The following is a 14322-nucleotide window of genomic DNA, read 5'->3' as shown; positions in this document are numbered from 1 at the left end:
CGCGATGTATTCATAAATAGTTTTATATAAAAAACTCATAACCCTTGTCCTTGTGCATAAATTGTATTAATAAAATAAAAAAGGACGAGGTAGCCATGCGTATATTGAATAAAGGAATCTTATTTGCCCTTATTGCAGCCTTGTTATTTTCCTTGCTTCCAAATACGGTTAGGGCGGAAAGTTTCAGTGTAAGTGCAAAAAGTGCTGTATTAATGGAACAAATCAGCGGAAGGGTCATTTACGAGAAGAATGCCCATGAAAAAAGGAAGATAGCTAGTATTACTAAAATAATGACAGCAATATTAGCAATAGAATCTGGAAAAATGGATGAAACTGTAAAAATTAGTGACAAGGCAATCGGGACAGAAGGATCGACATTGTATTTGAAAAATGGTCAAAAGATGAAATTAAAAGATTTGGTCTATGGTCTAATGCTCCGCTCCGGAAATGATGCTGCTGTCGCGATAGCAGAGTATATTGGTGGAAGCATGGAAGGCTTTGTATATTTAATGAATGAAAAAGCAGCGGAAATAGGGATGAAAAATAGCCATTTTTCTAATCCTCATGGACTTGATAATACACCTGAACATTTTTCAAGCGCCTATGATATGGCACTTTTAACAAGGTACGCCATGATGAATTCTACATATTGTGAAATCTCCTCGACTAAAGTTCATCAAGCTCCAAATCCACACGAGAAATGGGATTATACATGGCATAATAAAAATAAAATGTTAAAGCTATACAAATATTCAACTGGTGGTAAAACAGGTTATACAAAGCTGGCAAAAAGGACCCTTGTTTCGACCGCCACAAAGGATGATATGAATTTAATAGCTGTCACTCTAGATGACCCAAATGATTGGGATGATCATAGAAACATGTTTGAATCAGCCTTTGATAAATTTGATGTAGTTGAAATTTTAGATGAAGACGATATAGATGAAGTTAGAGAAAAGCCGTATAAAGACAAAGTGATAATCAAAAATTCGTTTCAATATCCATTAAGCTTTGAAGAAAAACAACAAATTAAAATTGAATACAAACTGATAAAACCCTCAAAGGATTGGGAGGAAGACTCAGATTTCCCTGAAAAGGTGGGAAAAGCAATTGTTTATCTAGATGGAGAGGCAATTGGTAAACGTAATTTATTTTATGAACCTGTGGCGGAAACATGGAAAAGTACTTTCTTCAAAAGTTGGACATCATTATTTTTTATGACAGTAGGATTGAAAAATAATGGTTAATTATATTTGGGTAGGGATGACACTAATCGGGATTGTTTATGCCATCTTTAACGGGACAATCGAGGAAGTGAACGAAGCTCTTTTTAAAGGTGCAAAAGACGCGGTGACACTTTGTTTCGGACTGATGAGTGTGCTTGTTTTCTGGCTAGGTTTAATGAAAATAGCCGAGGATTCAGGACTATTGAACAAACTCTCCAAATTATTTCAGCCCATCGTTTCAAAATTGTTTCCTGATGTTCCCCCAGACCATCCTGCGATGGGGTATATCTTATCCAATATGATGGCAAATACTTTTGGATTAGGCAATGCAGCCACTCCCCTTGGAATCAAGGCAATGGAACAATTAAAAGAACTTAATGGTGGAAGGGATGTTGCCAGCAGGTCAATGGTTACTTTCTTGGCATTAAATACATCCGCCATCACGATTATCCCCACAACTGTGATTGCTATTAGGATGACACATCATTCAACATCTCCAACTGATATAGTAATGCCAACAATATTGGTGACTATATGCTCTACTATTGGGGCAATTATAATCGATCGCTACTATTACCATAAACGTAAAAAGAACGGAGGGTATTGATGCAGTGGATTACAATGATTTCCCTCTGGATCATTCCAATTCTGATTGCTTTCATATTAGTTTATGGCACATATAAAAAAGTACCAACATACGAAAGCTTTGTTGAGGGTGGTAAAGAGGGAGTAACAATCTCATTTTCCATCATTCCTTTTTTAGTAGGAATGCTTGTAGCAATTTCTGTTTTTCGATCATCAGGTGCATTGGATGCGTTTGTCAATTTGATGAAGCCTGCTTTTGAAGCGATTGGTGTGCCGGCAGAGGTCGTTCCACTAGCGATCATCAGGCCAATATCAGGCACTGCCGCATTAGGTATGACAAGTGATTTGATGGCAACTTATGGTGCGGATTCTTTTATTGGTAGATTGGCTTCAACCATTCAAGGGAGCACTGATACTACTTTTTATGTATTAACGGTTTATTTTGGTGCAGTAGGTATAAAAAAAATGGGTGATGCCTTAAAGGTAGGATTGTTGGCAGACCTTATCGGTTTTGCTGCAGCGATTATTGTAATCTCGCTTATTTTTGGAAGCTAATAATATTAAGAGAAATAAAGGCTTGCTACTTTGAAAAAAGAGCAGGCCTTTTATTTTTGGGCATTTTGTCCGTTGCTTTCCGCTCCTGGCACTTGCTTTCCGCGGGGAGGGATGGGAGCCTCCTCGGCGTTACCGCCTGTGGGGTCTCCCACTTCCCTCTATTTCCCGCAGGACATTGAATAAGCTTCCTCAAATAAACACCGCACGAAGAAAATGCGTATGCATTTTCGAGGAGTCAAGTGCCCTCCGCTACAATCAACTCAAATCGATGAAGTTTAATTACGCCTAAAATGAAACAAACCTTCCTTTTTTAAAAACAACGGTATATGTAATAAGAGCCTATTTTCACTCGCTTCCCATATTTTTGAGGATCTTTCCTGCAAGTACATATTCAGATTTCCGCATTTAGGTTGAAGGTAATAACAAAAGATAGTTTTTAAAACCTTTATTTCTCTTTTAGGGTCAAATGTGTCATAATTGTTTATTGCTTGAGAATTCATAGACGAGAAAGTAATATGTTAGAGGTGATATAGATGGAAAGATTGCAAAAAGTGATCGCTCATTCGGGAGTGGCTTCAAGAAGGAAAGCGGAAGAAATGATTCTTGCAGGTAAAGTAAAGGTAAACGGTGTGGTTGTTAAGGAATTAGGAACGAAGGTAACTTCAAAAGATCGTGTAGAAGTTGAAGAAGTTCAAATTCAAAGGGAAGAACCTGTATATTTCTTGCTATACAAGCCTAGAGGCGTCATTTCTGCTGTAGATGATGACAAAGGTAGAAAGGTAGTAACTGATTTTTTCCCACACATCCAAGCTCGTATATATCCAGTTGGTAGATTGGATTATGATACTTCTGGTCTCTTATTGCTAACCAATGATGGCGAATTTGCCAACTTGCTTATGCATCCAAAAAATGAGGTCGAAAAGGTATATGTCGCAAAAGTTAAAGGTTTAATCATGCGCGAAAGTATTAGAAAACTAGAAAAAGGAATTAAACTGGAAGATGGAATGACAGCACCGGCTAAAGTTAAGGTGTTATCTGCTGACAAGAAAAAGGATTCATCCATCGTTCAGATAACCATTCATGAAGGGCGTAACAGACAGGTAAGAAGAATGTTTGATGCTGTAGGGCACCCAGTAGTGAAATTGAAGAGGGAAATGTATGGCTTCTTGACATTACAAGGGTTAAGGACAGGTGATGCAAGAGAACTTAGCCCTCATGAAGTGAAGCAGCTAAGGGCTTTAGCATCAGCAACACCAAATAAAAAATAGTCATGATTTTTTGTCACATAACCTTCATATTTGAAAACAATGTGATGATATTATTAAATGCTATAATGGGTGGTAGATTGTAAATTAGGGGGATATTTATGGATAAAAAGAAACGTCTGATCATGAGGACAATTATCCTCATACTATTAGGCGCGGCCCTAGCGTACACTTTGTATGCCAATTTTACAAAGGAAAAAGACGAAGCAGTAAAATTAAATAGTCCAGCTCCTGATTTTGTTCTGAATGATATGGAGGGGAATAAACATAAGCTTTCCGATTATAAAGGGCAAGGAGTATTCCTTAATTTCTGGGGAACATGGTGTAAGCCTTGTGAAAAAGAAATGCCATTTATGAATAATCAATATCAAAAATATAAAGACCAGGGTGTACAAATCCTTGCTGTCAATGTTGGAGAGTCTGAATTTGCAGTCAAAAGTTTTGTTAATGACTTCGATCTGACCTTCCCTGTATTGATAGATAAGAAGAGCCAAGTACAAAACGCTTATGGGGTCAACCCTCTCCCTGTAACATTTCTTATTGATAAGGATGGAAAGGTCATAGATTCTATCACAGGAACTTTAACTGAGAAAGATATTCGGGATCTTATGGAGAGAATAAAACCATAATTGGGGAGTTTTTCACATGAATGAAGTAAAATGCGAATGCGGACATGTCAATCCGATAGGTACCGTATTGTGCGAAGCTTGTGGACGTGTATTAGACGAAGCGACGAAAGAACAAAAGCTAGTCGATATGCGTTACGAAGGTACTGCACGACGTTCACAAACTTACAATAAGACAATCATCGATAAAATATGGAATTTCTTTTCATCTGTAAAAGTTGGGGTCTGGCTTATCATATTGACTTTGATTGCTTCTGGGATAGGTACCATTTTTCCTCAAGAAATGTACATACCTCCAACAGTGCCAGCGGAACTTCATTACGAAGAAGAGTACGGATGGGCTGGAAAAGTGTATTATGAATTAGGTTTCCATAATCTTTATAGTTCATGGTGGTATTTGATTCTTGTTGCATCCATTGGGATTTCACTTGTCATATGTAGTTTGGATCGTGTCATCCCTCTATATCGTGCATTAAAAACTCAAAGAGTGGACAGGCATGAAGGATTCCTTAAACGTCAACGTGTTTTTTGGATTACAGAAGAAGCCAACGATATCGATTTTGAAAAAATAAAAACTAGATTGAAAGAACGCCGTTTTAAAGTAAGAGAAGAAAATGGGGCTCTATTAGCTGAAAAAGGGCGATTTTCAAGATGGGGACCTTATATAAATCACGTCGGTCTGATCATCTTTTTATTAGGTGCAATGCTTCGATCCGTTCCTGGTATGTATGTGGATAAAATCCTTTGGATCCGAGAAGGGGAAACAAAGGAAATACCTGGAACAGAAGGTCAGTACTACTTGAAGAGTGATAAGTTCCACCTTGATGTATATGATAAAGAAAAAGATGATAAAGTTTTTGAAGCTGCTTTGGAACAGAAGGGCTCTGTAGTAAAAAACTTCCAAACGGATGTTACTCTGTATGGAAGAAGCAAAGAAACACTTCCAGGAGAGGAAGCAGAATTAAATAAAATCAAAGATCATGAAATTAGGGTCAATGAACCGTTAAAGCATGATTCCTACGCCCTTTACCAAGTTGATTACAAACTGAATGAACTAAATAAAATGAGTTTCAAATTAACACGCAAAAGTGATGAAAAGGAATATGGTGATTTAACAATCGACCTTTATGATCCAAAGGAAAAATATGATTTAGGCAATGGTTATTCCGTAGAATTAAAGAAATATTTACCGGATTTTGAGTTTGATGAAAATGGAGTTCCATCAACTAAATCAAGAATTCCAAACAATCCAGCTTTTGTATTCAATATGATAACTCCTGATAAGCCAAAAGGGGAAGTAAGCTTTGTAGCCATTCGACAAACTGTTGAGCCAGGCGGTAATAACACTTATAAAATGAAATTTAACGGTGTGGACTACAAAAACGTATCTGCACTGACTGTACGAAAAGACAAAACCCTTTGGTATCTAGGTTTAGGTGGGGCTATATTCATGATTGGAGTGATCCAAGGTGCATATTGGAACCATAGAAGAATCTGGATTCAACGAAGAGGTCAACAAGTGTGGATTGCTGCTCATACCAATAAAAATTGGTATGGATTGAAAAAAGACATTTCAAATACAATTAAAGACCTTGGTCTAAACGAACCTATTGATCAGGTTCAAGAAGAAAAATCTACTTAATAGGGGGGATAGATGTGGCAGAATTAAGTAGTAACTTACTTTATATTGCATTTATCTTATATTTAATCGCTACATTCTTTTTTGGCGGTGCCATTAAGATAAAAAAGCCTGATGAAGAACTAAAGCTTAATAAATGGGGCCTTTTTGGAATTATTACGACAATAATCGGTTTTTCATTCCAACTAGGTTATTTTATAACTCGTTGGATTGCTGCAGGACATGCACCAGTTAGTAATCTATTTGAATTTATTACATTCTTTGGAATGATGCTGGTCGCTGCATTTATTATTATCTTTTTGATCTATAAGACCCCAGTTTTAGGTGTTTTTGCATTGCCAGTTGCAATTTTGGTTATTGCATATGCAAGCATGTTCCCACGTGATATTTCACCGTTGATTCCTGCTTTGCAAAGTGACTGGTTGCACATCCATGTAACTACAGCTGCAGCAGGTCAATCAATCCTTGCGATCAGCTTTGCTGCCGGAGTCATTTATTTAGTAAGAGCAATTGATCAAACTAAAAAGAGTAAAAAAACGTTCTGGCTCGAAGTAGTCATGTTCAGCCTTATTGCTACACTAGGATTTGTCATAATTTCTTCCATTTTCTCATTCCAAGGTTACGAAGCAAAGTTTGATTGGGTTGATAAAAAGGGAAATACAGTGGAAGAAACATATAATTTACCTGCCTTGGTCGGATTCAATGAAAATGAATTGAAAACAGCAGGGAAGTTGGAACCATTCTTTGACGTACCAGCCCTAATAAATGCTAAGAAGTTAAATACAGTGTTTTGGTCACTTATTTCCGGAGCAATTATTTATGGTTTGTTACGATTAATACTTCGTAAGAGAATCGCACATTCATTACAACCTTTGGTAAAAAATGTAAAGCTTGATTTGATGGATGAAATTGGTTATCGTTCCGTGTTAATTGGTTTCCCAGTGTTCACACTTGGAGCACTAATATTTGCTATGATTTGGGCACAAATTGCTTGGACCCGTTTCTGGGGATGGGATCCAAAAGAAGTATGGGCGCTTATCACTTGGTTATTCTATGCAGCATTCTTACATTTACGCCTTTCAAGAGGATGGCATGGAGAAAAGTCTGCGTGGTTAGCGGTAATAGGATTTGGCATTATGATGTTTAATACTATTGTAGTTAACCTTGTAATTGCTGGTCTTCATTCATATGCTTAAGATTTGAATGGAAGCCATGACAGATGAAAGGTCTCACAGATGTGAGGCCTTTTTGTAAAGATCGATCATCTTTTTGAGTTATTTTGTTTGAATAAAAGCATTTTAATATCAATGATAAATAAGGGAGTGGATGAAATGGAGCAAACGGTTAGAATTCTTGTGGTAGATGATGAGGAACGAATTCGTAGATTGTTGAAAATGTACCTTGAAAGAGAAGGATACGTTATTGATGAAGCTGAGGATGGAAATCAGGCTTTGGCGAAAGTGAATTCGACTGATTTTGATCTAATCTTGTTAGACATTATGATGCCAGGTAAAGATGGTATTGAGGTTTGTCGTGAAATTCGTGAGAAGAAATCCACCCCAATCATCATGCTGACAGCAAAAGGTGAAGAGATGAATAGGGTCCAAGGATTTGAAGTAGGGACGGATGATTATATTGTAAAGCCATTTAGTCCTCGTGAGGTCATCCTTAGAGTAAAGGCCTTACTGAGACGTTCTTCTAAAACAACATACTTACAAACAGATACGACTACGAAAGATGTTATCGTTTTTCCTCATGTTACGATAGACAACGATGCGCATAGGGTCACCGCAGACGGAAAGGAAGTCTCTTTGACGCCAAAAGAATACGAACTTCTTTACTTTTTAGCTAAGTCTCCTGACAAAGTTTTTGACCGCGAGCAATTATTGAAAGAAGTTTGGCACTATGAATTTTTCGGAGATTTACGTACAGTTGATACTCACGTAAAGAGATTGAGAGAGAAATTGAATAAAGTATCCGAAGACGCTGCGAAAATGATTGTGACGGTATGGGGTGTTGGATATAAATTTGAGGTCGTGAATGAATGATTTTTTGGAGAAGCGTAGTAGGGAAATTATGGCTTACCATTCTACTGCTAGTTTCATTTGTGCTTTTCATATTAACAGTTCTACTTCTAGAATTCTTTGAAAACTTCAATATTAATCAAGTTGAAGACGAGCTGACAGTCACCGCAAGCAGGATAGTGGAAATATTGCGGCACCATAAAGATCCACATGAATCTTTGGAAATTTCGTCACAATTGCTTGGAAGTTCAACGAGAATTATAGTAGTTGAAGGCGAGCACAAAGTATTAGCATCGAAAACTTTTTCAGATCCACCCCTATCTCTATCTGAAATTAAGAATGACCCTGAATTGTCTCAAATTTTCATCGATCGTAAAATAGTCCAAAAGGAATTATTGTTGAGCGATTTTTCTAATGATAAAAAAAATCAAGAGAAAATCCCAGTCATAATTGTAGGAGCCCCGATGGTGTTAGATAACCAAGAGGGTTATATCTTCATCTATCAAACGATGACTGCAATGGAACGAACGGTCAAGTCAACAACCAAATTCATTTTGCTAGCTGCTGGTGTGGCCATAGTTCTGACCACCATTTTTGCCTTTTTCTTATCTACTAGAATAACAGCTCCTCTCCGAAAAATGAGGGAAGCGGCATTTGAAGTAGCTAAAGGGAAATTTGAAACAAGGGTCCCAATTCTAACTCATGATGAAATAGGTGAGCTTGCTACAGCTTTTAATCAAATGGGCAAACAATTAACCTTTAATATGAATGCGTTGAGTCAAGAAAAAGAGAACCTTTCAAGCATATTGAGTAGTATGGCAGACGGTGTGGTAACCATAAATAGGGATGGGGCGATTTTGGCAACAAATCCGCCAGCAGAAACATTTTTGCAATATTGGTATTATGAAAAAGGTTTTATCGCAGATGATAAAGAAGCCCCTACAGTATTAATGAAGCTTTTTGAGAAAGCTGTGGAAACGGAAAGTGAACAGACGGGGGAAATTTCATTGCAAGGCCATCATTGGGTCATTATTGTGAGTCCCCTATACAATAATGAGCATATTCGAGGTGCGGTTGCCGTTTTAAGGGATATGACCGAAGAAAGAAAACTGGATAAACTTCGGAAGGATTTTATCGCGAACGTGTCGCATGAACTTCGAACGCCCATTTCGATGTTACAAGGTTACAGTGAGGCAATCATAGATGATATTGCAGGGACGGAGGAAGAAAAGAAAGAATTGGCCCGCATCATTTATGATGAATCTTTAAGGATGGGGAGACTCGTAAATGATTTATTGGATCTAGCAAGAATGGAAGCTGGTCGAATTTCATTGCATAATGAAGAAATATTACTTCAACCTTATTTTAAGAGAATAGCTTCTAAGTTCACTGGTCTCGCTAAAGAAAAAAACATTAACGTTGAAAATGAAATTAATAACCAACATCTAGTCTGGGAATTTGATGGTGATAAAATTGAACAGGTTATGACTAATCTGATTGATAATGCCATCCGACACACTCCCGATGGCGGGGTAGTAACCATTAAGCAGTCAGTAGATAAAAAACATAATCTCGTTATAGAAGTAAGTGATTCTGGCACAGGAATACCAAGTGAAGACCTTCCATTTGTTTTTGAACGGTTTTATAAAGCTGATAAGGCCAGAACTAGAGGTGAATCAGGTACAGGACTTGGTTTGGCAATCGCTAAAAACATCATTACGGCTCATGGTGGAGACATTTCAGTGAAAAGCAAACTTCATCATGGTACGACATTTACCTTTACCATTCCCCATCATTCGATTTAAAAATGACGCTGATGATGGAATGTGCCGAAAAATCTCGTTACATGAGAAACGTTCGACTTCATAGTACAAAAGGAAGAGCGCTGTATTACTCTTCCTTTTTTTGTATAAAAAGACTATAGTAAAAAGTGTAACTTTTATACATAACGTTACGACTAATATTATAACGGAGGAGGGGGATAAATGGACTCCGTTTTCCAGGATTTATATGAAAAGTACCATCATGATGTATTTCAGTTTTTATTTTATATGGTGAAGAATAGGGAGACAGCAGAGGATTTAGTGCAGGAAGTCTATATACGTGTCTACAAATCCCATCAAAAATTTGAGGGGAAAAGCAGTGAGAGGACATGGCTATACTCGATAGCGCGGAATGCTGCAATCGATCATTTTAGAAAACAAAAAAGCTGGAAGCAAAGATTGATGGAAAATTTCGATTGGGATAAGCAACAAATTAAGGATGAGCATCCAATCCCTGAAGAAATTGCTCTACAAAAAGAGGAAATACAATGGATTTACAAAAGTTTGGATGAATGCACAGTCGATCAACGATCTGTCATCATTCTTCGTTATATCCAATCCCTATCTATTTCGGAAACAGCCGAGGTTTTAGGTTGGACGGAAAGTAAAGTAAAGACTACTCAACATAGGGCATTGAAAGCAGTGAAGAAAATTCTTGAGGCTAATGTAGGAAAGGAGGGAAGCCCTCTTGAAAAGATCACAATGGACAGATCATGAAGTTGAAGAATTGTTTTCAAAATTACCTGGCATAAAGGACGAGCGAAGTGCACAGGAAGTTTTAGCGAATATTCAACTGGCAACTAGAAAGAAAAAGTCGGTTCAAAGATGGCTTCCAGCGATGGCGGGCATAGCGGCAGTTTTCCTATTTGCAATTATTACCTCATCTTTTTTCTTTAATAACCCTTCAGGAGATAAAAGTTCTGAAAGTAAAGTAGCAATATCAGATGAATCACAAGCTTCACAATCTTCACAATCTTCCAAGGATGAAGCTGTGATAAAAAAGGAACCGTCTTCTGAGCCTAAAAAGGAAATCGCGCTAACTAAGGGTAAGGAAGATGGATCCACAGAAGATTCAAAAATAGGAATTACCAGTGCCTCATCAGAGCCTTCTATCATTGTCCCAGATGAAAATGATAATCAAACCGAGATAACAATAGCCGTTCCAGATATGAATGTGAATTATATTGTTCCAATCACTTTCACTGTACAAGGCACAGAATCCAAAGGAATCCCTCAGCTTGAAACCTTTGAAAAAATCATGCAGGAATTAGATGAGGAACAACTTGGCTTGGGAGAATACTATCCTCTTCCATCAACGATACTATCTATAGATCACGAATCACGTACATTAAATGTAGACCTTTTAGAAGGCCATCCATTTATCAATATGGATTATACTTTTTTTGAGGCTTTAAAGGATACTGCAGGATATTCAGGGATAGATAAAGTTACATTCAGTCAGGAAGGTAATCCAGGAGTAGAATTTTCAAGCTTTGGGCTTAAAACTGAGCTTGAGATACTCCCGTTCGAACGAAAAAGGGGTTATTTGATTTACCAATACAATAACCAAACTAAAAAATTACTTGTACCGACCTTAAATGGTTTTGAGAATTTTGAGTCAGCATTACATGATATGAAAAAACCTTTGGATGTTTCATATATCTATCCTTCTATTCCAGAATCCTTTCAATTTACCGTCAAACAAGAAGGCCATAAAGTAATTGTTTCATTTACTGAGGAGACAATGCTTGATGAATCAGAAGTGACTATTAGAGCTTTAGAAGCAATGGTTCTAACAGCTCGTGAATTCGGTTTTAAATCTATCACATTCGAACATCCTACCATTCAGCAAGTTGGATTGATTAAAATGAATCAAGAAACGACCGTCTTCGTCCATCCTAATAAAGTGAATTAATGAAAAATAACCAATGAATCTCATTGGTTATTTCAGATTGTCGACAAAAGGTATCGAGAGTACGCTCTCTCGATACCTTTTGTCGTTTTTGATATGTATGGTAGGGAAAGGTTGATTTCCGCTCCAGCTTGCTTTCCGGGGGGCGTTCGCCGAGCCTCCTCGTCTCTACCGCTCCTGCGGGATCTCGCCTGTAACGCTAATCCCTCGTCTCTACCGCTCCTGCGGGATCTCGCCTGTAACGCTAATCCCTCGGAGCGGAAATCAACTTCTCTAATTCATAGTTAATTTTTTTCTTTAAAAACGAATATGTACAACTCATTCTTGAATATAATACCTCGTTGCCATCTTTGAAAAGAAAAAATGAATAAATCTAAAGGACTTTGTTCAATCTAAAAAACGTGAGTCTATTCAAAGGGATGATTTCCCAAAAAACATGTTCTACTTTGAAATAAGGATTCATAGTGTAGGATGGACGAGCGATTAAAGGAGGAAGAAAATGCTGGACTACGGAAAAAGAATTCTAATCGCGCTAATCATTGCAGCTTGTATTGGATTACTATTTTTAGGTGGAAGCGTAGGGCATGCAGAAGAGTACCCGATAATAGACCAGTGGGTTTGGCCCACTGATGGTGTAATAACGGATCATTACGGAACGAGAGAGGGATCTCATAAAGGCATTGATATAGCCGCTGATATGGACAGTGAAATCGTGTCAGTAGATAAAGGAATTGTCTCGAAATCTTATTTTTCAAATACATATGGAAATGTTGTTTTTATAGAACATGGTGATTATGAGACTGTGTACGCACATCTGAATAAACGTCTAGTAGAGCAAGGTGAGCCAATTGAAAAAGGACAGAAAATTGGTACCATGGGTAATACAGGAAGATCAAGGGGAGTGCATCTCCATTTTGAAGTTCATGAAAAAGAATGGACATTTGAAAAGGAGAATAGTCTAGATCCTCTTTTAGTACTAGATATTAACCATTTGGCCACAAAGGAAGCAATTCCTGTACATGCTTCAAATAGTGAAGACAAATATGTAACACATCACGTTGCTGTAGGGGAAACATTATGGTCCATCTCGAAAGAATATGGGACCACCATCGAACACCTTAAGTCTCTGAATCATTTAAGTGAAGATACGATATACACCGACCAATTATTAATTGTTTCTGATGAAAAATGAGATAGCATTATACCTACATAGCTTAATGAAACTTAATCTAGATTTTAACTAGGATTCCCCGTTTACCCTTTGTATAATTAAAGGGATAAAGGGGGAATTGGAATGTTGACGGATTTTCATAATCATTTGGAAACGGGCACACTTACATTAGATTATTTAACGAAGTTTACGGATCAAGCTAAATTAAAGGGAATTGATTATTTCGGAATTTCTGAGCATGCCTATCATTTTTATCAAACTGCAGATATTCTTCAAAATGAGTGGGTCAATCCACGTAGATATTATGATATGAAGGATTATCAAAATCTCTTTCAGGAAGCGTGGAACGCTAAAATTGATGTAAAAATGTCAATTGAGATGGATTATACTCCAAGTAAGCACAAAGAAATGAAAAAGTTCATTTCTGCTTATCCATTTGATTATGTAATTGGTTCTATACACTGGATCGATGATTTTGGCATTGATCTTAAGGAGTACATACACGAGTGGGACCGTCGTGATTTATTTGATGTGTACAGACGATATTTTGATCAGGTTGTCACTCTAGCTGAATCTAACCTATTCGATATTATTGGACATATCGATCTCGTGAAAATCTTTAAATACATTCCAGATGATGAAGAATTTTTATTAGAACAATATGAACGGGCAACAAATGCATTGAAAGATTCAAAGACTTGTGTCGAGATAAGCACAGCAGGTTTAAGAAAACCGATAGGCCAATTGTATCCTGATAAGAGACTGCTTGAAATGTGTTTCAATAAAAATATTCCTATCGTACTTTCTTCAGACGCTCATTTCCCTGAACATGTAGGAGCTGATTTTGATCAAGCGATTACATTAGCTAAAACAGTAGGATATGAATCATTAATGACCTTCTCAAGGGGAGAGCGAAAAGAGATTCCCTTAGGATAACCTAAAAAAAGCTTGTTAACGAAAGTTAGCAAGCTTCAGACTGTAGGCAAACTCGAAAATTTTCGAGTTTGCCTACAGTCTTTTCTTATACAATGAAAAAAGTAGTGCTAAGAACTAGAAGTTGATTTCCGATCCGGGCGAACGCTTTCCGCGGGCGAGGCTTGAGCCTCCTCCTTCGCTACGCTTCGTGCGGGGTCTCAAGTCTCACGCTTTTCCCGCAGGAGTCGTCGCCCTCCTCTCCAATCAACCGTGCTCGTACATAATTTTGAGGTGATAAACATTGATGACTAAAAATCAAATCAATGAACGTGAACAATAGAAATGCTGGCCATTGAACAACTTTTTCCACAAGACCACTTAGTCCGAAAACTCGATGCAGCAGCATGGTATGCGATGGACAACCCTACAAGGCCTAAAAAAATTGTCCATGCAAGCGATGCTTACTTTTGCATCCATGAATTTAAAGAAACTGGCAACTTGGACATCAAAGTTGCTTGAGGATGATTGATAAAGCTTAAATAACAGGTTTTTTAGTTGATTTTTCAAGGACACTGGTTGAT

The 14322-nt window shown here is 37.5% G+C and carries 13 protein-coding genes and 1 pseudogene; all 14 read left to right on the top strand.

Annotated features, from left to right (window positions below; genetic code table 11):
• Positions 1 to 95 precede the first annotated feature (95 nt).
• Positions 96 to 1247: a D-alanyl-D-alanine carboxypeptidase family protein gene (locus G3O09_RS08395; RefSeq protein ID WP_163101047.1), complete on the top strand. Its 1152-nt coding sequence runs from the start codon at positions 96 to 98 to the stop codon at positions 1245 to 1247.
• Positions 1240 to 1833, top strand: coding sequence for a nucleoside recognition domain-containing protein (locus tag G3O09_RS08390; RefSeq protein WP_163101046.1), 594 nt, complete (start codon positions 1240 to 1242; stop codon positions 1831 to 1833). The genes G3O09_RS08395 and G3O09_RS08390 overlap by 8 nt, the downstream gene beginning before the upstream one ends.
• Positions 1833 to 2366: a spore maturation protein gene (locus G3O09_RS08385; protein WP_163101045.1), complete on the top strand. Its 534-nt coding sequence runs from the start codon at positions 1833 to 1835 to the stop codon at positions 2364 to 2366. The genes G3O09_RS08390 and G3O09_RS08385 overlap by 1 nt, the downstream gene beginning before the upstream one ends.
• A 533-nt stretch (positions 2367 to 2899) precedes the next feature.
• Positions 2900 to 3634: a pseudouridine synthase gene (locus tag G3O09_RS08380; protein WP_163101044.1), complete on the top strand. Its 735-nt coding sequence runs from the start codon at positions 2900 to 2902 to the stop codon at positions 3632 to 3634.
• Positions 3635 to 3732: 98 nt separating this feature from the next.
• Entirely contained in the window at positions 3733 to 4260 is a 528-nt protein-coding gene (gene resA, locus G3O09_RS08375; RefSeq protein ID WP_163101043.1) for a thiol-disulfide oxidoreductase ResA, read from the top strand.
• A gap of 16 nt (positions 4261 to 4276) precedes the next feature.
• Positions 4277 to 5899: a cytochrome c biogenesis protein ResB gene (resB, locus tag G3O09_RS08370; protein ID WP_163101042.1), complete on the top strand. Its 1623-nt coding sequence runs from the start codon at positions 4277 to 4279 to the stop codon at positions 5897 to 5899.
• 14 nt (positions 5900 to 5913) lie between these two features.
• Positions 5914 to 7092 (top strand): c-type cytochrome biogenesis protein CcsB, encoded by a 1179-nt coding sequence (ccsB, locus tag G3O09_RS08365; protein WP_163101041.1) that lies wholly within the window; start codon positions 5914 to 5916, stop codon positions 7090 to 7092.
• Positions 7093 to 7227: 135 nt separating this feature from the next.
• Positions 7228 to 7944, top strand: a complete 717-nt coding sequence (locus G3O09_RS08360) for a response regulator transcription factor (RefSeq protein ID WP_163101040.1) — start codon at positions 7228 to 7230, stop codon at positions 7942 to 7944.
• Positions 7941 to 9725: an ATP-binding protein gene (locus G3O09_RS08355; protein ID WP_163101039.1), complete on the top strand. Its 1785-nt coding sequence runs from the start codon at positions 7941 to 7943 to the stop codon at positions 9723 to 9725. The genes G3O09_RS08360 and G3O09_RS08355 overlap by 4 nt, the downstream gene beginning before the upstream one ends.
• A gap of 180 nt (positions 9726 to 9905) precedes the next feature.
• The gene (sigX, locus tag G3O09_RS08350) at positions 9906 to 10460 is read left to right on the top strand and encodes an RNA polymerase sigma factor SigX (protein ID WP_163101038.1); all 555 of its coding nucleotides are present in this window, start codon (positions 9906 to 9908) and stop codon (positions 10458 to 10460) included.
• Positions 10432 to 11658 (top strand): hypothetical protein, encoded by a 1227-nt coding sequence (locus G3O09_RS08345; RefSeq protein WP_163101037.1) that lies wholly within the window; start codon positions 10432 to 10434, stop codon positions 11656 to 11658. Before sigX ends, G3O09_RS08345 begins: the two co-directional genes overlap by 29 nt.
• 496 nt (positions 11659 to 12154) lie before the next feature.
• Complete coding sequence (locus G3O09_RS08340) at positions 12155 to 12847, top strand: peptidoglycan DD-metalloendopeptidase family protein (RefSeq protein WP_163101036.1); 693 nt, start codon at positions 12155 to 12157, stop codon at positions 12845 to 12847.
• Between the two features lie 102 nt (positions 12848 to 12949).
• The gene (locus G3O09_RS08335) at positions 12950 to 13762 is read left to right on the top strand and encodes a histidinol-phosphatase (RefSeq protein WP_163101035.1); all 813 of its coding nucleotides are present in this window, start codon (positions 12950 to 12952) and stop codon (positions 13760 to 13762) included.
• Positions 13763 to 14141: 379 nt separating this feature from the next.
• Positions 14142 to 14270, top strand: a pseudogene (locus G3O09_RS22890) (transposase); the annotation flags it as partial.
• Positions 14271 to 14322: the final 52 nt, after the last annotated feature.

It is taken from the genome of Peribacillus alkalitolerans, from assembly GCF_010882125.1.
GTDB classification, from domain to species: domain Bacteria; phylum Bacillota; class Bacilli; order Bacillales; family DSM-1321; genus Bacillus_BN; species Bacillus_BN alkalitolerans.
The sequence above is the reverse complement of the archived record's forward strand: the minus strand, read 5'-3'. Positions and strand labels throughout refer to the sequence as shown.